This window comes from Polaribacter sp. Hel_I_88 (assembly GCF_000687935.1).
Lineage (GTDB): Bacteria > Bacteroidota > Bacteroidia > Flavobacteriales > Flavobacteriaceae > Polaribacter.
Genome location: NZ_JHZZ01000001.1, coordinates 2,435,735 through 2,455,976 on the forward strand (window position 1 = coordinate 2,435,735; position 20,242 = coordinate 2,455,976).

Below are 20,242 nucleotides of genomic sequence, written 5' to 3' on the forward strand. Positions count from 1 at the left end.
AATAAGAACTAAGAGCGTAAAAAATTATAATTTTGCTGTTCATAAAATTTATATGCAACAAACAACTAATTCTATTTTAATGATTCGTCCTATAAACTTTAGGATGAACGAACAAACTGCTGTAAACAACTATTTTCAAGAAGATATTGATTTAAAAAATGCAGAAATAAATAAAAAAGCACAAGAAGAATTTGATGCTTTCGTATTTAAATTAAAAAGCTTTGGGATTCATGTAACTGTAATTTCTGATACAGATGAACATGATACACCAGATTCTATTTTTCCTAATAACTGGATTTCTTTTCATGCTGATGGTACTGTTGGAATCTATCCAATGTTTGCAGAAAACAGACGATTAGAAAGAAGAGAAGATATTTTAGTTGAATTAGAAAAAAATGGTTTTTTAATAGAAAACACAGTAGATTATACTGCTGCAGAAGAAGAAAGCTTGTTTTTAGAAGGAACAGGAAGTATTATTTTAGATCGCGTTAACAGAAAAGCATATTGTGCTTTATCAGCAAGAGCAGATGAAGAACTTTTTATAGAGTTTTGCGAAGATTTTGAATATACACCTGTAGTTTTTATAGCGAATCAAACTGTAAATAATAAAAGAGTAGCTATTTATCATACCAATGTGATGATGTGTGTTGCTACAACATTTGCTGTAATTTGTTTAGATACTATTGATGATAAAGCCGAACGAAAAAATGTTGTAAAACATTTAAAAGAAGATGGCAAACAAATTATAGAAATTACAGAAGATCAAATGAACAATTTTGCAGGGAATATGCTGCAATTAAAAGGCGAGAATGATGAGTTGTTTTTAATTATGAGCCAAACTGCTCATGATTGTTTAACACAAAGTCAAATTGCTAAAATAAACAATCATTGTAAAATTATATCGAGTTCTTTAGAAACAATTGAAACTTGTGGAGGTGGAAGTGCGCGTTGTATGATGGCAGAAATATTTTTACCCAAAAATAACTCATAACCAACCTAAAGTTTGCTTCAAAAAAAAATCAATTCGATCTTAAAGTTAAAGTCGAATTGATTTTTTTTATTCATATGAAATCAAAAAACTATTTTAAAGCTTCCCCAATAATTTGTCCTGTTGATGAATTTGGAGCTTCAATTTGCAATAAATTAGCAATTGTTGGAGCAATATCTATAATTTCATGACGTTTTTTAGAGCTTCCTTGCTGAATGCCATTTCCGTAAAAAATAATAGGAATATGCGTGTCATAAGAATAGCCAGAACCATGAGAAGTTCCAGTTTTTCCTCCAGTTAAAGTTGCTGGATAAGGAATCATCAAAACATCTCCAGAATATTTTTGATTATAGCCATTTTGTAAAGAATTCATAATTCCATGAGGGAAACTTGCAGTTTGTAATGTTTTTGCTGATACAACTTTGTAAATTCCATCAAGATTAATAATTTCTTCTACCAATTTATCTGCTACAATACTTTTTGTAAGTCCTAAAGATTCAATCTTATCTTTATCTAAAAATATTTGATAATTAGAAATGTTTTCAATCAATTCTGTGGAATTAAAATATTTTTGAGTGATTTTTAAAACTTCTTCTTTAAATTTTCTGTTGCTAAAATAATGTGCAGGTATTTTTAAAGATTGCAAATAGGCAGGTACATCTACAGCAGCATGATCTGCAGTTAAAAAAACGGTGTATTTGTCTTTTCCGATTTCTTTGTCTAAAAAAGAAAGTAAATCTGCCAAATCATTATCCAAACGCAAATAGGTGTCTTCAATTTCTACAGATGTTGGTCCAAATTGATGTCCAACATAATCTGTAGAAGAAAAGCTTACTGCTAAAAAATCTGTAAATTCACTTTTTCCTAAATTTTCACCAATAATAGCTGCTTTTGCAAAATCTGCTGTAAAAGAATTCCCAGCAGGAATTCCTTTAATTATACTATAGTTTCCATTATCCTCTTTTAAAGCAGGAATATTATGAGGAAATGTACTGCTAGTTTCGCCCTTAAATTTGCCTTCATACACATTTTCATCAACAATACTATTTTTATACGTATTGATATCGTAAAGTGTTTCCCAAGGCTGTTCTAAGTAAGTAGCTGCTTTGCCAGAATTATTAAAATCTGTTACCCAATTTGGTAATGCATCCATATAAAAAGAAGAAGAAATAAATTGACCTCTTGAACCACCATCAAACCAATAGGCGCCATTTGCTGTATGTCCTGCAGGTAAAATTGCAGACCTATCTTTTATACTAACACTTATCGTTTTGTTTTGCATATTTTGCGCTAAACGCAACTGATCAGTTATTGTAGTTGTTTGCATTCTAAAAGGAGATTTTTTTCCTTCATTAGTATCATTTCCAACAGTTGTGTATGTATCATCATCTACACAATAAATTGATTCCTTTAAAAATTTGTCATACCAATTGTTAGATATTATTCCATGATTATCTGGAGTGGTACCTGTGTAAATTGAGGTATGACCAACTGCTGTGTAAGTTGGTATATAATTATATTGAGCATTTTCTAGAGAAAACCCATTATTTAAAAGTCTTTTAAATCCGTTTTCTCCATACCTGTTATAGAATCTTGTCAAATAATCGTATCTCATTTGATCTATAACAATACCAACAACAAGCTTTGGTTTTTCTGGGTTTTTAGAATCGCTTTTAAATCCAGAGAATAAAATTACGATTGCAAATAGATAAATTATACTGTTTTTCATAAGGTTGTTACTTTAATATAACATCAAAAGTAATTAAATTTTATTTTGATAGCACTAATTATATATTGTGTAAATGTTATTTATTAATTTAGCACAAAAATTTAATCTATGAATTACATAGAGCATATTGGTAAATACTTTATTATGCTAGGGCAGGTTTTTAAAAAACCGCTTAAAGGTAGAATTTTTCGCGAAGCTTTATTCAAGGAAATAGAAGAACTTGGTTTAAAGTCTTTGGGTATTATTATGTTTATTTCCTTTTTTATTGGAGGTGTAATTGCATTACAAACTGCCTTAAATTTAGATACGCCTTTTATTCCAAAATCTTTAATTGGTTTTGCTGCAAAAAGATCTATAATTTTAGAGTTTGCACCAACTTTTTGTTCTATTATTTTAGCTGGTAAAGTAGGTTCTTATATAACTTCTAGTATTGGTACTATGAGGGTTACAGAACAAATTGACGCGTTAGATGTTATGGGAATCAATTCCTTAAATCATTTAGTGTTACCAAAAGTAATTGCAACTGTATTCTTTTATCCATTTCTAATAATTTTAGGAATGGCTTTAGGTATTTTCGGTGGCTGGTTGGCTGGTGTTTTATCGGGTTTATTTTCAGGTGTAGATTATATTGAAGGATTGCAATCAGATTTTAAGCCTTTTTTAATTGTCTATGCACTTATAAAAACACTTGTTTTTGCCTTTTTAATAGCTACAGTTCCATCTTATCATGGTTATTATGTAAAAGGCGGTTCTCTTGCAGTAGGTAAAGCAAGTACGCAATCTGTAGTTTGGACTACCATATTAATTGTAATTATGAATTATTTATTAACTCAAATGTTACTAACTTAAATGATAGAAGTAAAAGATTTACGCAAAGGTTTTGGTGATGTTGAAGTATTAAAAGGAATTACAACAACTTTTCACCCAGGAAAAACAAGTTTAATTATTGGGCAAAGTGGTGCAGGAAAAACAGTTTTCTTAAAATCTCTAATTGGTTTGCATATTCCAGAAAGTGGCACTATTTCTTTTGATGGAAGAATCAATACAAATTTTAGTATTGAAGAGAAAATGCAATGGAGACAAGAAATAGGTATGGTTTTTCAAGGAGGTGCTTTATTTGATTCACAAACAGTTGAAGAAAATGTAATGTTTCCTTTAAAAATGTTTACAAAACAGTCTCAAAAAGAAATGTTAGAAAGAGTAAACTTTGTGTTAGATAGAGTGAATCTTGAAAATTCTAATGATAAATTACCTGCAGAATTATCTGGAGGTATGCAAAAAAGAGTTGCCATTGCAAGAGCCATAGTTATGAATCCAAAATACTTGTTTTGTGATGAACCAAATTCTGGTTTAGATCCACAAACTGCAACTGTAATCGATAATTTAATTCAAGAAATTACAGACGAATATAAAATTACAACCGTAATTAATACCCATGATATGAATTCTGTAATGGAAATTGGCGAAAATATTCTTTTTTTAAAGGATGGTAAAAAAGAGTGGGAAGGAAGCAGTGATGAGATGTTTAAAACTGATAATGAAGCTGTTGTCGGTTTTGTGTATTCTTCTAATTTATTTAAGAAAGTTCGAGAGGCATATTTAAAAGAAACAAATTAAAAAAATGTTTGTTTTACTGAAAATAAGTTCTATATTTGCACCCGCTTAAAGGAAAAGATTGACCTGGTAGCTCAGTTGGTAGAGCATCTCCCTTTTAAGGAGAGGGTCCTGGGTTCGAGCCCCAGCCCGGTCACAAGAAATAAAAAAGTTTGCAGTTTTTCTGCAAACTTTTTTTAGTTTATAGAACTTTTTAAGTTAAAAATTTATTTGGTTTTTTTTAACTCGCTTAACGCTTTTAAAATTTTATTTTTGTTTTAAGTCTTTTAAAAATGAACAAATACTCTTATATCATCTTAATTTTTTTATTTATGAATAATTCAACGTATACAATTTTTGAGTTTTCAAAACAATCTAATATAGCATCTTGGAGAGTTGTAGATGATGGTGTTATGGGAGGGCTTTCTTCTGGGAATTTCGAAATTAACGAAAAAGGAAATGGATTATATACAGGCGAAATTTCTTTAGACAATAATGGTGGATTTTCTTCTTTAAGATATCGATTTGATAAAATTAATGTTGAAAAATTTTCTAAAGTTATTTTAAAGATTAAAGGCGATGGAAAAAAATATCAGTTTAGAGTAAAAGATAATTCTCAAAATTATTATTCTTACGTACAAACTTTTGAAACTACAAAAGAATGGGAGCTTGTAGAAATCAACTTATCTGAAATGTATCCTGCTTTTAGAGGTAGAAAGTTAGACATGAATAATTTTTCATCAAACGAAATTGAGGAAATTACACTACTTTTTGGAAATAAAAAAGAGGAGACTTTTCAATTAGAAATAAGTAAAATTTATCTCGAATAAAACCATTTAACAAAGCAATACTTTTTTGTATCTTTCAAAATTGATACTATAATAGCATGGAAGAAGATATCGAAAAAAACATAAAGCCTCATCCTCCTAAAGAGGAGCAAGATGCTTCCGAAAATATTAAAAAAGACGCCAAAGGTCTTTTTGAAAATCTTAAGAAATTTGTCGTAGAACTTTTCGATTTCAGAGAAGATACAGATCATGCAGCAACTATAGATGCCATTAAGGCAGATATTCCTTTTAAAGGTGCAACAGCTTGGATTTTAATTTTTGCTGTTTTTGTGGCATCTATTGGCTTAAATGCAGATTCTACTGCAGTTGTAATTGGAGCCATGTTAATATCTCCATTAATGGGACCAATTTTAGGTTTAGGAATGTCTTTTGCTTTAAATGATATAGGAACCTTTAAAAAATCTTTAAAGAATTTAGGCGTAATGATTGGCTTAAGTTTATTCGCCTCTTTTATGTTCTTTTATTTTTTTCCATTAAGTGAAGATACCTCAGAATTATTAGGAAGAGTAAAACCCGATATTAGAGATGTTTTAATTGCTTTTTTTGGTGGTTTGGCGTTAATGGTCGCTAGAACTAAAAAAGGAACTATTGCTTCTGTTATTTTTGGAGTTGCTATTGCTACAGCTTTAATGCCTCCTTTGTGTACTGCTGGTTATGGTTTGGCAAAAGGTAATTTCTACTATTTTTTAGGGGCGATGTATTTGTTTACAATTAATACGATATTTATTGCTTTAGCATCATTTTTGGTTTTAAAATTTCTGCGTTTTCCAATGCACAAATATGCAAATGCTGCCAAAAGAAAACGCTCTTCTACCATCGCTACTTTAGTGGGTATTGCTGTAATGATTCCTGCTATTTTTACTTTTGTAAATGTATTTCAAGAAAATCAAATTAAAACTCAAATAGAGGCATTTACAAAAAATGAAATCAAAAATAACGACTATTATATTTTAATGGAGCAGCCTGATTATGACGAAAAAACAAAAACACTACAGTTAAAGTTTTTTAATGAAGTAAGTGATGCCGAAGAAAATTCTTTGAAAAACAGTTTGTTAACAGATCCAAGGTATGAGTATTTAAAGGAAATAACTTTAAAGGTAAGAGATAGTGATACCAAGAGTTTTGAGGTAATTACTACAGCTTATAAAGAAAATAGAGAAGAATTGCAAGAAAGTAAAAATATCATTGCTGGTTTACAAAAACAAATTACAGCTTTACAGGAAACAATAACGAGCTTAAACCAAAGAATTGAGCAAGACGAATCCTATAACAATCAAAAAGTAATTGCCTTTAGTACCATTGCAAAAGATGCCAAAATTAGGTATACAGATATTCAGCAAATAGGGTTTGCAAAAATGTTGTTCTCTAAAGATTTTATTAAAATTGATACCATTCCTGTTGCTACTGTAAAATGGCGTGCAAGGATGGCAGATAGTATTATTGCACCTAAAGAAAGAGAATTAAGAACCTGGTTACAAGCAGAAATGAAGTTAGATACGTTATTTATCAAAAGAGAAAAATAACTTTTTTTAGATTGATGATGTATGAGGAGGTAGACACTATTCGTATAATTTTACTTCCACATTTTGATTGAATAGATATACTTTTTTAGTTTTCATTTCTAAACATTCAATTCTTGTTCTTCTCATATTTCCTTTTTTGTAAACCGCATTTTTAAAAATAAATAAAGTTCCAAAAGGGAGTGAGAAAATAAAATTCTTACCTTCTTCAGCGATGTTTCCTCTTAAGGCAAGCGAAAGTCTTACATCAGAATCTGTACTTGCCTTAGGATTTTTCAAATAGTTTGCTAAATGTCCAATCATCTCTTTCGGATAAATTTCTAGCCTTAAAAAAGGCAGCATTAAGTGCTGAAAAACTTTTTTCCATTCTTGTCCATGAGGTTGCACTCTTCCGAATTTTTGATGCGTAACATGATGTGCAATTTCATGCACCAATGTCAATAAAAATTGATGTTTGTTGAGGTTATTATTAACCGTTATTTGGTATTTTCCATTGGGCATCTTTCTAAAATCGCCATGTTTTGTTTGACGTTGATTCACAATTAATAAATCAAATGAATGTGCATCAATTAAAAATTGAACAAATGGAATTGCTTTTGGTGGAATGAAAGAGGCCCACCCTAACCCTCCCAAAGGGAGGGGATTCTCACTGTTATCCTTATTATTTTTATCGTTTGAAATAATGTTAAGTTTTTATTTATTTTTTAGAAGCAACTTTAAAGAGCATGAGTTTTTCCCCTTTGGGGAAATTAAAAGGGGCCTTTATGGTGTTGAACTTGAAACCTCCAAAACTTTCCCATTATAAAACTTGTTTCCAGTTGTAGCGAAATCAAAAATATATTGTGCCATTTCTTCTGCTGATAAAGGTGCTTTATAATCAGGGAAAGCTTCTGCTAACATTTCTGTTTGCACAGCTCCTAAAGCCAACACATTAAAAGCAATCTGTTGTTCTTTATATTCTTCTGCCAATAATTCTGATAGTGTAATTACAGCTCCTTTTGCTGATGAATAGGCTGCCAAACCAGGAAATTTCATACTTCCTTGAATGCCACCCATAGAACTTATGGTTACAACATGACTTCCTTTTTGTAAAAACGGAATTAAATTTTTTGTTAATTCTGCAACTCCAAAAACATTCACTTTATACACCTCTAAAAAATCATCCGAAGTTAATTCTGTAAAGGGTTTGTTGATGAGTTTTCCAGCATTATTGATTAAAATATCAACTTTTTTCCAATTATCTTTGATGAAATCTGATACTTTTTTTACATCAGTATTTATAGAAAGATCAACAGAAAGTAATGTTATATTTTGATGATTTACAGCCTTTAAAGGAGCTATTTTTCTAGAAATAGCCAAAACTTGATGTCCATTATCTGCAAATAATTTTGCCAGTTCAAAACCAATTCCTCTACTAGTTCCTGTAATAACAACGTTTTTCATTTAATTTAAAATTTTTGAAGTACCAAATTACTTAAATTTTCATACATTTAAGAATTAAAACCATACAAATGAAAAAAACAATTCTACTTTTATTAGCAATTTTTTGTCTTCAGAATGTTGCAGCACAAACCACGTATATTTTATGTGGAAAATTAATTGATACAAAGTCAGGGAAAATCAGCACAGAAAAAACAATTTTAGTTAAAGAAAACAAGATTATTGATGTAAAAGATGGCTATATTATGCCAAAAGGTGGCACTTTAATCGATTTGAGAGATAAGGTTGTATTGCCTGGTTTAATCGATTTTCATGTACATATTGAGCAGGAATTTTCTGCAAGAACAAGAATAGAAAGTTATATTTTAAATGAAGCAGATGTTGCTTTTAATTCAGTTGGTTTTGCCAAAACTACCCTGCTAAATGGCTTTACAACTGTTAGGGATTTAGGAGGAACAGGCGTAAATATATCTATTAGAAATGCTATTAATGCAGGTAAAATTCCTGGACCAAGAGTTTTTACGGCAGGTAAATCTTTAGCAACAACTGGTGGTCATGCAGACCCAACAAACGGAAGTAGTAGAGAATTAATTGGAGATCCTGGACCAAAAGAAGGGGTTGTAAATTCTGTGGAGGATGCAAAAAAAGCTGTGAGACAACGTTATAAAAATGGCGCAGATTGTATAAAAATTACGGCAACAGGTGGTGTCTTAAGTGTTGCCAAGTCTGGTGATAATCCACAATTTACAATAGAAGAAGTAAAAGCAATTTGCGATACTGCAAAAGATTATGGAATGCATGTTGCTGCTCATGCACATGGAGATGAAGGTATGCAAAGAGCTATTATTGGTGGTGTAAAAACCATAGAACATGGTACTTATATGAGTGATGAAACCATGGAATTGATGATAAAGCACGATGCCTATTTAGTGCCAACAATTACTGCTGGAAAAGAAGTAGAAGAGAAAGCGAAAATTGAAGGATTTTATCCTGATATAGTTGTACCAAAAGCATTAGCTGTTGGACCACAAATTCAAGGAACTTTTGCAAAAGCTTATAAAAAAGGAGTAGGAATTGCTTTTGGAACAGATGCAGGTGTTTTTGCACATGGTAATAATGGCAAAGAGTTTGCTTTTATGGTAGAAGCTGGAATGCCAGCAATGGAAGCTTTGCAATCTGCAACTATTACCAATGCAATGTTGTTAAAAATGAATGATGAAGTTGGGCAAATTAAAAAAGGCTTTTTAGCGGATATTATTGCTGTAAATGAAGATCCAACAAAAAATATTGCAACTATGGAAAATGTTGTTTTTGTAATGAAAGATGGTGTTGTTTATAAACAATAAATGAATTTTAAACCTCAAAGGTTTTCAAAACCTTTGAGGTTTTTTTATGTCTTTTAATCAAAAATAATATTTTGATAAGCGCCAATATCAGGATTTGTAGATCTGTCAACGCCTAAAATATCTACATTAAATAAGGTTGATTTAGCGTTATTTATGGCATCAGAATTTTGCCCAATTATAAAATCACTATTTCTGGAGTTTCTGAAATCAGCAAAGCCATTTATAATAATATTTTGATAATTGTTGTTGTTTACAATATCCATTTCTACATTACCAGCAAAGGAATTGTTGGAATCTGTGAAAGCAATTATACAGTTGCTAATACTGTAATTGAATAAAGAACCTTCAACTTTGTCTAAAATAAATTCAATGTTATTATTACCATCAAAAATACAGTTGGTAAAGTTAGCAGCATTTAAAGGTCTTGTTTCTGTAATTTCTTGACCATTTGCATCATTATACACAAAGAAATTATTAACCAAAACAGCTGGTAATTGGCGAATGCCATTATTCCAAAAATTAGCAAATGTACTATGTGTAAAATTATACGTTCCACCAATTGTGGCAGCTAAAGAAGCTTGGCCAGCAGAACCAATTACAACATTATGTCCTTCAATATTAGTTTCTCTTGCTAAAATACCAAAGTTTGAATGATTGTAAATTTCTGTGTTTTGTAATTTTAAAGTTGGAGTAGAAGCAGACCCAATACTATCAATTAAAATACCAATAATTCCGTTTCTAATTTGTGCATGATGCACTTCATTATCCTTACTTCCTGCACGCATCCAAATAGTGCCCCATTGACCTGGAGTTTGGCTAAATCTATTCTCTAATCTATCTCCTTCAAAAGTTACTTTTTCAGCTAAAGTTCCGTTTACTTTTAAGGTTGCTTTATCATCTACAATGATACCAGAATTGCTGTGAAAATATATTTTTGAACCAGCTTCAATAGTTAATGTTTTATTGGAAGGCACAGCTGCATAACCATAAATAACAGTAGGTTTTGAATTGGTAATTGTAAGTTCTGTATCTGTTAAAAATCTACCTTTTATAGTGGTTGGTTGTCCATCAAAAGTTAAACTATCAATCTTCATAGAAATTGGGTTTCTATCAGGAAAAATAAAATTGGCATCTTGAACCAAGGTAACCAAATCTACATCTTGTTGGTTGCTTCCAGTATCAAACAAAATTCTGTCTGTGTATAAAGGATCAGTAATATTAGCAACATCAATAGTGGTTTCAACAAAAATAAAAATACTGTCTTTACCAAGAATATCAATATCATTAAAATCTTTACCAGGAATGCCATCAACATTTAATCTGTAGTTAGAGTTTGTTCCGTTTTCTAAGACAATTTTAGGAATTGTAATCGCTTTATTTCCTCGATTATAAACTTTTAAATTATAGGTTGCAGAACCAATATTTGTGAAAACAGTATCTAAAAAAACGGTGTCTTTGGAGAATTCTAAACTTCCAAAATTAGGAATTGTAGAAAAATCTTTTCTACAAGAGCTCATCGAAATTAAAACAGCACAAATAATAAAAGTAAAGAAATAACGCATAAATCTAATTTGTATAAAAATAGAACTTTAAAATAAGCTGATTATTATTCTTTGATCAATTTGATTTCAAAAAGTTTTCCCCAGTTTTTTCCAGTCACAAAAAGACGACCAGTTTCTTTATCGAAAGCAATTCCGTTTAAAACTTCATCATCTTTTACTAATTTTTGGGTTTTTTCCATTTCTTCAACTAAACCAGATAAATTTGCAATACCTTCTACTGCTCCTGTTTTTGCATCAATGATAGAAATTAAAGGTTTTAAATAATAGTTCGCATAAATTTTACCTTGGTAATATTCTAATTCGTTTAGTTTTGGTATTTTTTGCTTGTAATTATACGCTTGAATGTATCGTAATTCTTTTTGTGTTTCAGGATTTAAAAACCAAATTTGATGAGATCCATCAGATTTTATGAGTTCTTTACCATTATTCGTTAAACCCCAACCTTGTTTACTTTGGTTATAAGAGAATTCTTTTTCTCTTTCAAACGTTTCTAAATTATAGACAAAACCTTTATTAGCTTCCCAAGTTAACCAATATATTTTGTTGTTCAAAATGGTCATTCCTTCTCCAAAATATTCATTATCTAAATCAATTTTTTGAAGAACTTTACCAGTTTCTAATTCCACTTTTCTTAAGGTTGATTGTCCTCTTCTACCAGTAGTTTCATATAAAAAACCATTGTGATATTCCAAACCTTGAGTGTAAGCTTTGGTATCATGAGGATATGTGTTTATAATTTCATACGAATACGCCTGGTATTTTTCGCTTGGAAAAACCTCAAAAGAATTGTTGATTTTTTTTGTTTTGCCAGGATAAAAAGCCAAAGAAGATACTTGATGTTTCCCTACACCAAAATCATTTGTATTAATGGTGATAGAATTACCAGTGGCATCAATTTCTTTTCCATTTACATAAAACTGAACATTATCTAAAGCTTTATCATTTTCCTCTTTTAAAGTGATGGTGATTTCTTCATTTAAAGTCGTTTTTTTGGGAACATTAAGTGTGAATTTATAAGCATCACTACAACTTGCCAATAAAAAAAAGGTTAAGATTGATGTAAAAAAAGCAATTTTCTTCATTATTATTTTAATTTAGTACTTTAAAAATGAGACCTTCATGTAATTTTAGGTGTCAAAATAGAGCGATTCACGTAAGATATTCAAAGAACTACAAATAAAAGCAACTTATTTATTTGTAAATTAAAAAATATCGTTAAATTTGCATCCTCAAAATAGTAATATAAAGCTATTTAAAGAATTTAGTAAGGCTTTACCAACTTTACTTTGCAAACATAACATTAAAGATTTAAAATATTATAAAATGAAAAAAGGAATTCATCCAGAAAATTACAGAATGGTAGCTTTTAAAGATATGTCTAATGAAGATGTTTTTTTAACAAGATCTACAGTAGACACTAAAGAAACTTTAGAAGTGGATGGTGTTGAGTATCCTTTAGTAAAATTAGAGATTTCAAGAACTTCTCACCCATTTTACACTGGTAAATCTAAACTTATTGATGCTGCAGGACGTATTGATAAATTTAAAAACAAATACGCAAAATTCAAAAAAGATTAATCTTTTTACAATTTTCAAGATATTTATAACTCCAACATGTATTTGTTGGAGTTTTTTGTTGTCTTGAATTTACCTCGTACTATTTTTAAATCATTTTATTTGTAGTGTATCTAACTTTAATTTTTTATCAGTAATAAACGTATTAAATTTTTGCCACGAATGCACGAATTTTTAAAAGAAGCAAATGGTATCTTTTTACTTATTTACACAAATTTTAAAATCCTTTAGATTTTCTCACTGTTAGTATAATTTTTTCGACAATAATTATAATTCGCGAATTCGTGGCTTTTATTTTCATCACAAATTTATTCGTAATATTTATTACTAAATTGTATCAGAATCTCTTTCTTTTATCTCATGGTTTGTTAAATTTATTTCAAAATTATACAGACGAATTCTCATTATTTGCAACGAATACTAATTTGTGAAAAAAATATAAATTTCAGTGTTAAAAATTTAATCTGAAATACTATTTTTGCGCATGCAACAACACAACGTACTTATTTTAGATTTTGGTTCTCAATACACGCAACTAATTGCAAGAAGAGTTAGAGAACTTAACATTTATTGTGAAATTCATCCTTACAATAAAATTCCAGAAAGTTTAGAGAATTTTAAAGCTGTTATTTTATCAGGAAGCCCAAATTCTGTCAGAGGAGAACAAGTCTTACATCCAAATTTATCTGCAATTAGAGGCAAAAAACCATTATTATCTGTTTGCTATGGAGCACAATATTTGGCGCATTTTTCTGGTGGAAAAGTAGCAGAATCTAACACAAGAGAATATGGTAGAGCAAATTTATCATATATTAAAACCAACGAAAATTTCTTTAGAAATATAGTGGAAGGCAGCCAAGTTTGGATGAGCCATTCAGATACTATAAAAGAATTACCAACCAATGCTGTTTTATTGGCAAGCACTGTAGATGTGGAAAATGCTGCTTATAAAATTGAAGGAGAAGATACTTTCGGAATTCAGTTTCACCCAGAAGTATATCATTCTACAGATGGAAAACAATTATTGGCAAACTTTTTGGTTGATATTGCAAAAGTGGAACAAACTTGGACTCCAGACTCTTTTGTGGAAAGCACAGTTGCAGCAATTCAAGAAAAAGTTGGGAATGATAAAGTTGTTTTAGGACTTTCAGGAGGTGTAGATTCTTCTGTTGCAGCAGTTTTATTGCATAAAGCTATTGGCAAAAACCTATATTGTATTTTTGTAAATAACGGTTTGTTGCGTAAAAATGAGTTCGAAAGTGTATTGAATCAATACCAAGGCATGGGATTAAACGTTAAAGGTGTAGATGCTTCAGAGCGTTTTTTATCAGCTTTAAAAGATGTAAGCGATCCAGAATTGAAAAGAAAGGCAATTGGAAATTCGTTTATAGAGGTTTTTGATGATGAAGCACATCAAATTAAAGATGTAAAATGGTTGGCTCAAGGTACTATTTATCCAGACGTAATTGAATCTGTTTCTGTAAATGGTGGTCCTTCTGCAACGATTAAAAGTCATCATAATGTAGGTGGTTTGCCAGATTTTATGAAACTGAAAATCGTGGAACCTTTAAGAATGATTTTTAAAGATGAAGTAAGAAGAGTAGGTGCATCTTTAGGAATTGATAAAGAATTACTAGGACGTCATCCTTTTCCTGGGCCAGGTCTGGCAATTAGAATTTTAGGCGATGTAACTCCAGAAAAAGTTAGAATTTTACAAGAAGTAGATGCCATTTTTATCAACGGTTTAAAAGAAGATGGTTTGTATGATAAAGTTTGGCAAGCAGGAGCAATGTTATTACCCGTAAATTCTGTTGGAGTTATGGGTGATGAAAGAACCTATGAAAAAGTTGTGGCTTTAAGAGCTGTAGAAAGTACAGATGGAATGACTGCTGATTGGGTAGATTTACCGTATAAATTTTTGCAAAAAACATCAAACAAAATTATAAATCAAGTAAAAGGTGTTAACAGAGTAGTGTATGATATTAGCTCAAAACCACCTGCAACTATAGAATGGGAATAGAATATATGAAGCATTTAAAATTTTTTGTTTTTCTGTGTATTTTATCGTTCACAGTTTCTTGTGGGCAACAAAACAAATACATTCAGTATAAAGTTAAAAAGGGAGATACTGCTAGTAAAATTGCCCAAAATCTAGACATGTCTACCAGAGATTTAATTCGTTTAAATCCTGGAATGGATAGTTTGCCAAAAGCAAATTCTTACATAGTAGTTCCACAAAAAAAGTTAGATCTTTTTAATGAAAAAATTAGAGCGAAAAGAGAAAACTTAAGCCAAGTAGCAATAGACTCCATCAATGATTTGGATGGTTTAAATACAGAACTCGATTTAACTGAGGAGTTAAGAAGCAAATATGTATTTTACGAAGTTAAAAAAGGAGATACTTTTTATAACTTAGGGAAAACTTTTGATGTAACAAGAGGAGAGCTATTACTTTTAAATCCCGAATTAAAAGAAGGATTGAAATTAGGAATGATGTTAAAAATAAGAGAAATTCCTATAGAAGTAAGCGTAGATGAAGTTTTTTATGACGATTATATAAATAGAAATAAAGATTTAAAAGTAGCCTTATTATTACCTTTTAGAGCTGCAAGATATTCTAATGACACAATTCGTTTAAAAGAAATATTTGCAAATAATTCTACACTAGTAAACATTGCTACAGATTTTTATTTAGGGGCAGAAATTGCTGTTGATTCTTTAAGAAATAAAGGTGTTAAAATAGACTTTAATGTTTTTGATACAGGAGAAAGAAGAACAAATGAAATTAACAGAATTATTGCAAGCAAAAACTTAAATAATAATGATGTAATTATTGGTCCCTTATATTCTGAGGAAGTGCAAACAGTTGCCTCTAGCGTTAATATTCCAGTTATTTTTCCTGTGTATTCTAAAAATCAATCCGATTTTAATTCTTCTAATATTATTAAAACGTCACCAGATAAAAATGTATTTAGAGAAGAGTTAGAGAATTATATTAAAGAAAATTTTACTGGAGGAAACATAATAATGGTAAGTGATGGTAAACTTGAAGCTACACAAGCTGTAAAAAATATGAGATATTCTTTACAGGAAGTTGATACAATTGAAAAAAACATTTACACACTAACATCAAGTGATGGCTACATTGCAAAAAGTAAATTTTTAAATGTTTTAAAACCAAATACTAAAAATTGGATTATTATGGCTACTGATGATATGGTGATTGTTTCTGATGTTGTAAATAGTTTGATTAGTTTACCTGAAGAAACTACTGTAAAATTGTTCACTTTTGATAAAGGAGATGTATATAATAATATTGATAATAGAAAGTTAGCTAAAGTTGGTTTTACTTATGTTAGTGACGATTTTGTAGATGAAAATTCTTTAGCTTCTAGAGTTTTTAGAAAGCAATATCTTAACAAAAACAATGCATTGCCTTCTTTTTACGCAACAAAAGGTTTTGATATTACATATGATATTTTAATAAGATTAGCTTCTGGAAACGATTTAAAATCTACCTTGAACGAAGGAATGTCTGCGAGAGTAGAAACAAAATTCGATTACAGAAATAGCAAGTTTACTTCTGAAAACAGAGGTTTATTTATTGTACAATACAATAAAGACTTATCTTTAACAAGATTGAAATAAATTTTATCGAAGAAATTCTCTAGTTTTTTAAGAGAATATTTATCGCACAAAAAAATCCGCTACTAGCGGATTTTTTTATGTTTTGATAAACAACTAAGACTGGAAATTAAATTTTCTTCATCTGCTGTTTCATTTGTTGAATTTGTTCTTTTAGCATGCCGTTTTTATCTAGTTTTTTAGCTTCTGCTATTAAGTTTGTAGCTTCACGTTTACGTCTTTTAGTCATAGCAATTCCTGCTAATTGTAATTTTGCCATTGCTAAATCATGATTCATAGATAGGCCTAATCTTACAGCTTTTCTTAAGAATTTTTCAGCTTGTGTAATATTTGTTTGGCTTAACATTATACCATGTAAATAGTTATAATATCCTTGTTGTTTAACAATCAGGGCTTTTTCAGGATTTTTAATATAGCCTAACCATTTTTTAGCGCCCTCAAAGTTTTGTTTACGTAATTGCAAAAAAGCAAGTAATATAAATTCGTTTTTAAAATAGAATAAGATGAAAATTCCAGCTAACAATAATATGGAAATTCCGTTCATGATATTTCCTTGACTAAATTGATATACAGACCAAACTGTAATTAAACCTGCTAATATTAATTTTATGTTTTTATGAAACATGATTTATTTTTATGATTAAAAAATTTGAAAAGCAAAAATACATTTTCTTATCAAAAGATATTGTGAGTTTTAATGAAATTCTTTTTGAGATTTTTTGTTTTGAGAACTTATTTTTTATAATGTTTTCTATATTGAAACCATGCAAAAGTTCCTAAAATTGCTACAAACCCTATAGAATAATAAACAGTACTTGGTGTAATAACTCTATCTCCACTTGCATAAGAATGCAATCCAGATAAGTAAAAGTTTACACCAAAATAAGTCATCATTATAGAAAAATAAGCAATTATAGTCCAAAGGTTAAAGGTATATCTTCCTCTTAAACCAGGAATTAAACGCATGTGTAATACAAAGGCATACACCATAATAGAAATTAAAGCCCAAGTTTCCTTTGGATCCCAACCCCAATAACGTCCCCAACTTTCATTAGCCCACATTCCACCTAAAAAGTTACCAATAGTAAGCATTACCAAACCAACAGTCACAGCCATTTCGTTAATTATGGTAATCTCTTTAATATGAATATCCATTTTCTTTTTATTATTTTTAGTAGTAAAAATGATAAAAAATAAGGCGAAAATTCCTAAAATCATTCCTAGCGTTAAAGGTCCGTAACTAGCAACAATGATAGAAACGTGTACCAATAGCCACCAAGAATTTAATACGGGTTGTAAGTTTGCAATTTCTGGATCTAACCAGTTTTGACTGGCAAAAAACAAAGTAACTGCTGTTACAAAAGTTGTTGCTGTAATTGTTAGAGCAGAGTTTCTTCCTAAGAAAAAACCAAATAACATGGTAGACCAAGCTACGAATATTATAGACTCATAAGCATTACTCCAAGGTGCATTTCCACTAATATACCATCTACTAAGCAAGCCTAAAGTATGTAAAATGAACAACGCAGCAACAAGGCCAATTAAACCTTTTACAACATAGTTAATCCATTTTTTGTTGGTAAATATTTGTGCAATTACAAAAAAGATTAATAACAAACTTGCAAAACCATAATAGCGAACTAACTTGGTGAAAACGTTGTATTTATTGTAAGCAATTTCTAATTCAATTTTATCATCAGAAGGATATATTGCTGCACCATATTTCTTTTGATATTTTTTTATACCCTCTAAAACTTGATCTGCTTTTGAATAATCGCCAGTTTTTTTAGCAGTTTGTAATAATTGCACATAAAGTGGTAAAGATTTTTGAACAAAAACGGTATCTGCTGGTTTAAAACCTTTTGTGGTAGATGTCTCAGGTTGAGAAACCCATTTGTTATTTTCATCACCTGGAATAGGATAAATCTTTAAAATTCCACCACCAATTGCATTGTATAACAATCCTAAACGTCTATCAATCTTAATTAAATCTTTTTCGAAATAATCTTTTACGTTTGTTTTTTGAGCTTCAGCAACTTGATCTCTAATAATATACTCACCTCTATCTGTAAAAAAATCAGATAATCTTGCATATTTAACAGTATCTGCTAAACCTAATTGTTCTCTAATTTTTAAATTTTGTTTTTCTAAGTAAATAATAGGTACTTCATACCAAAGTCTAGAATTTTCTATAATTGATAACAAAACCTGACTTGGTTCCATGCCATTTAAAGTTTCAGATTGGCTAACTTTTCGAACTAATTCAGAGGCAAAAGTATGTGCAGGTTTCATTCTACCTCCTGCATCTTGAATAATTAGTTTGTTAAAACTTTCTGCATGTTCTAAAGAAACCAAGTTTGCTTTTAAAATAGAATCTATTTGTTGGTCTGTAACTAACCTAGCTGAATGGCTTGCTGGTTGCGTTTGTGTTGTAGTTTGAGGAGCATCATGCGTGTGATTTGGATCACTATGATCATGCTCTTGATTTACTGCTGCTTTTTGAGGAGCTTCATGTGTATGATTTGGATCACTATGATCATGATCTGCTTGTTGTGCAAAATTAAAAGAAGATACAAAAACAGCTAAAAGTACTGTCATTGTTAATTTTTTATTTCTAATTTTTTTCAAGGAATTCTTCAAACTATCAAAACGTGTATGTTTTGCAAAGAAGATACAAATCATGCCTGTATATAAAAATGAGTAGCCTAAATAAGTAATAAAAGTTCCCCACCAATCATGATTTACAGATAAGTGTGTTTGTTCTTTTTCTCCTGATAAATCATAACTCGCTTGAAACAATTTATAGCCTTTATGATCTAAAATATGATTCATAAAAATTCTATAATCAAACTTTTCTTCGCCATCAATTACAGTAACTTCACTGGCATAAGAAGCTGCACTTTCTGAGCCAGGATATTTCTCTAACTGAAAATCGTTTAATTTAACTTGAAAAGGAGCTTCTAATATTCTTGCTCCATACCACATTCTAAAGTTTAAAGAGTTTAGCGTAAATTCCTTAAAATTATCATTATTAAATTTACCTCCAGTAAGTTCAACTCTTTTAGTTTCATCATTTGCAGTTACATCTAGTACAACAACATCTAATTTTTGATCATCTTTTGGTCCAGAAACTGTTTGCATAGTTCCTTTTGATGGTGGTTGAGGTACCACAAAAGGCAAACCAGCAACATTATAAAGCGATCTTAATTTAAAGTCTTGCACACTATCTTTTTGCACAGTTCCTTTATCCATAGTCGCCATCACTTGATAAGCTCCATCAGATTTGGTTTCAATTTTTAAAGAATCGTTTCGTTTAAATATATTGATAGACGCATTATTATCTGGAGAATTATAACCCACCAAAATATTATGAATATTTTGAACAGTTCCAGATTTTACATAATGTTCATGTCTATTTCCTTCTGATGATTCAACCAAAAATAGATGTTCAACACCATTTTCGTCCTCAATAAATTTCTTTTCAGCCCAAGGAATGTAATCAACTAAATCAATTTCATAATCTTGTTCTCTAAAATTATCGGAAAAAGACCAATTATTAGTGCCCCAAGCAGATAATAAAATAGGTTCATGTAATTTTTTTTGTTCCTTGTTATTATCAACAATAACATTTATATAGGTAGTTTCAGATAAAAATTGACTGGTAGTTTCGCCTTCGTCAATTAACATAATGCCTTCATAACCAATGTATCTTGTAACTGCTGCACCAACTATAATAAGTAAAAATGCTGCATGAAACATAAAAGTTGCCCATTTTTCTTTTTTGTATAATTTGTACCTAAAAATGTTACCAAAAAAATTGATTACAAAGAAAATCATAATAAGTTCAAACCACCATGCATTGTAAACTAGTGCTTTAGAAGTTTGAGTGCCAAAGTCATTTTCTATAAAAGTAGCAATCCCCATTGCAACCGCAAAAAGGATAAATAAAACTGCCATTAAACGTGTAGAATAGAGGAAATTAAAAAAATTTTTCAT

At 30.1% G+C, this 20,242-nt stretch carries 16 protein-coding genes and 1 tRNA gene; 10 read left to right on the forward strand and 7 right to left on the reverse strand.

Annotated elements, in window-relative coordinates; genetic code table 11:
• Positions 1 to 52 precede the first annotated feature (52 nt).
• A complete protein-coding gene (gene ctlX / locus P161_RS0111035; RefSeq protein WP_026777053.1) occupies positions 53 to 991 on the forward strand; it encodes a citrulline utilization hydrolase CtlX in 939 nt (312 codons plus the stop codon).
• Between the two features lie 88 nt (positions 992 to 1,079).
• On the opposite strand, the gene pafA is transcribed toward ctlX, so the two are convergent.
• Positions 1,080 to 2,717 (reverse strand): alkaline phosphatase PafA, encoded by a 1,638-nt coding sequence (gene pafA, locus P161_RS0111040; protein ID WP_026777054.1) that lies wholly within the window; start codon positions 2,715 to 2,717, stop codon positions 1,080 to 1,082.
• A gap of 108 nt (positions 2,718 to 2,825) precedes the next feature.
• Here pafA and P161_RS0111045 point away from each other — a divergent pair, with 108 nt between their 5' ends.
• From P161_RS0111045 to P161_RS0111065, 5 genes are all read left to right on the forward strand, one after another.
• Positions 2,826 to 3,566 (forward strand): ABC transporter permease, encoded by a 741-nt coding sequence (locus P161_RS0111045; protein ID WP_026777055.1) that lies wholly within the window; start codon positions 2,826 to 2,828, stop codon positions 3,564 to 3,566.
• Positions 3,567 to 4,334, forward strand: coding sequence for an ABC transporter ATP-binding protein (locus P161_RS0111050; RefSeq protein ID WP_026777056.1), 768 nt, complete (start codon positions 3,567 to 3,569; stop codon positions 4,332 to 4,334).
• 60 nt (positions 4,335 to 4,394) lie between these two features.
• Positions 4,395 to 4,467: transfer RNA gene (locus P161_RS0111055), tRNA-Lys, on the forward strand.
• Between the two features lie 136 nt (positions 4,468 to 4,603).
• Positions 4,604 to 5,140 carry a CIA30 family protein gene (locus P161_RS0111060; RefSeq protein ID WP_231494736.1) on the forward strand — a complete coding sequence of 179 codons (537 nt, stop codon included), beginning with the start codon at positions 4,604 to 4,606 and terminating at the stop codon, positions 5,138 to 5,140.
• Between the two features lie 56 nt (positions 5,141 to 5,196).
• Positions 5,197 to 6,681 carry a DUF389 domain-containing protein gene (locus tag P161_RS0111065; RefSeq protein ID WP_026777058.1) on the forward strand — a complete coding sequence of 495 codons (1,485 nt, stop codon included), beginning with the start codon at positions 5,197 to 5,199 and terminating at the stop codon, positions 6,679 to 6,681.
• A gap of 36 nt (positions 6,682 to 6,717) precedes the next feature.
• Here the strand turns inward: P161_RS0111065 and P161_RS0111070 are convergent, their stop codons facing one another.
• Together P161_RS0111070 and P161_RS0111075 are read right to left on the reverse strand one after the other, a co-directional pair.
• Positions 6,718 to 7,311, reverse strand: a complete 594-nt coding sequence (locus tag P161_RS0111070) for a SprT-like domain-containing protein (RefSeq protein ID WP_026777059.1) — start codon at positions 7,309 to 7,311, stop codon at positions 6,718 to 6,720.
• Positions 7,312 to 7,440: 129 nt separating this feature from the next.
• Positions 7,441 to 8,121 (reverse strand): SDR family oxidoreductase, encoded by a 681-nt coding sequence (locus tag P161_RS0111075; protein ID WP_026777060.1) that lies wholly within the window; start codon positions 8,119 to 8,121, stop codon positions 7,441 to 7,443.
• A 68-nt stretch (positions 8,122 to 8,189) separates the two neighbouring features.
• Between P161_RS0111075 and P161_RS0111080 the strand changes: the two genes are divergently transcribed.
• Positions 8,190 to 9,464, forward strand: a complete 1,275-nt coding sequence (locus tag P161_RS0111080; RefSeq protein ID WP_026777061.1) for an amidohydrolase family protein — start codon at positions 8,190 to 8,192, stop codon at positions 9,462 to 9,464.
• Between the two features lie 53 nt (positions 9,465 to 9,517).
• Here the strand turns inward: P161_RS0111080 and P161_RS0111085 are convergent, their stop codons facing one another.
• Entirely contained in the window at positions 9,518 to 11,026 is a 1,509-nt protein-coding gene (locus tag P161_RS0111085; protein ID WP_026777062.1) for a hypothetical protein, read from the reverse strand.
• A 44-nt stretch (positions 11,027 to 11,070) separates the two neighbouring features.
• Positions 11,071 to 12,108 (reverse strand): glutaminyl-peptide cyclotransferase, encoded by a 1,038-nt coding sequence (locus P161_RS0111090; protein ID WP_026777063.1) that lies wholly within the window; start codon positions 12,106 to 12,108, stop codon positions 11,071 to 11,073.
• A 241-nt stretch (positions 12,109 to 12,349) separates the two neighbouring features.
• Between P161_RS0111090 and P161_RS0111095 the strand changes: the two genes are divergently transcribed.
• The 3 genes from P161_RS0111095 (at position 12,350) to P161_RS0111105 (ending at position 16,249) form a co-directional block, all read left to right on the forward strand.
• Positions 12,350 to 12,604 (forward strand): type B 50S ribosomal protein L31, encoded by a 255-nt coding sequence (locus P161_RS0111095; protein WP_026777064.1) that lies wholly within the window; start codon positions 12,350 to 12,352, stop codon positions 12,602 to 12,604.
• A 481-nt stretch (positions 12,605 to 13,085) separates the two neighbouring features.
• The gene (guaA, locus tag P161_RS0111100) at positions 13,086 to 14,621 is read left to right on the forward strand and encodes a glutamine-hydrolyzing GMP synthase (protein ID WP_026777065.1); all 1,536 of its coding nucleotides are present in this window, start codon (positions 13,086 to 13,088) and stop codon (positions 14,619 to 14,621) included.
• 5 nt (positions 14,622 to 14,626) lie between these two features.
• Positions 14,627 to 16,249, forward strand: a complete 1,623-nt coding sequence (locus P161_RS0111105) for a LysM peptidoglycan-binding domain-containing protein (RefSeq protein WP_231494737.1) — start codon at positions 14,627 to 14,629, stop codon at positions 16,247 to 16,249.
• A gap of 106 nt (positions 16,250 to 16,355) precedes the next feature.
• Here the strand turns inward: P161_RS0111105 and P161_RS0111110 are convergent, their stop codons facing one another.
• Together P161_RS0111110 and ccsA are read right to left on the reverse strand one after the other, a co-directional pair.
• Positions 16,356 to 16,871 (reverse strand): hypothetical protein, encoded by a 516-nt coding sequence (locus P161_RS0111110; protein WP_026777067.1) that lies wholly within the window; start codon positions 16,869 to 16,871, stop codon positions 16,356 to 16,358.
• 107 nt (positions 16,872 to 16,978) lie between these two features.
• Positions 16,979 to 20,242, reverse strand: coding sequence for a cytochrome c biogenesis protein CcsA (gene ccsA / locus P161_RS0111115; protein ID WP_026777068.1), 3,264 nt, complete (start codon positions 20,240 to 20,242; stop codon positions 16,979 to 16,981).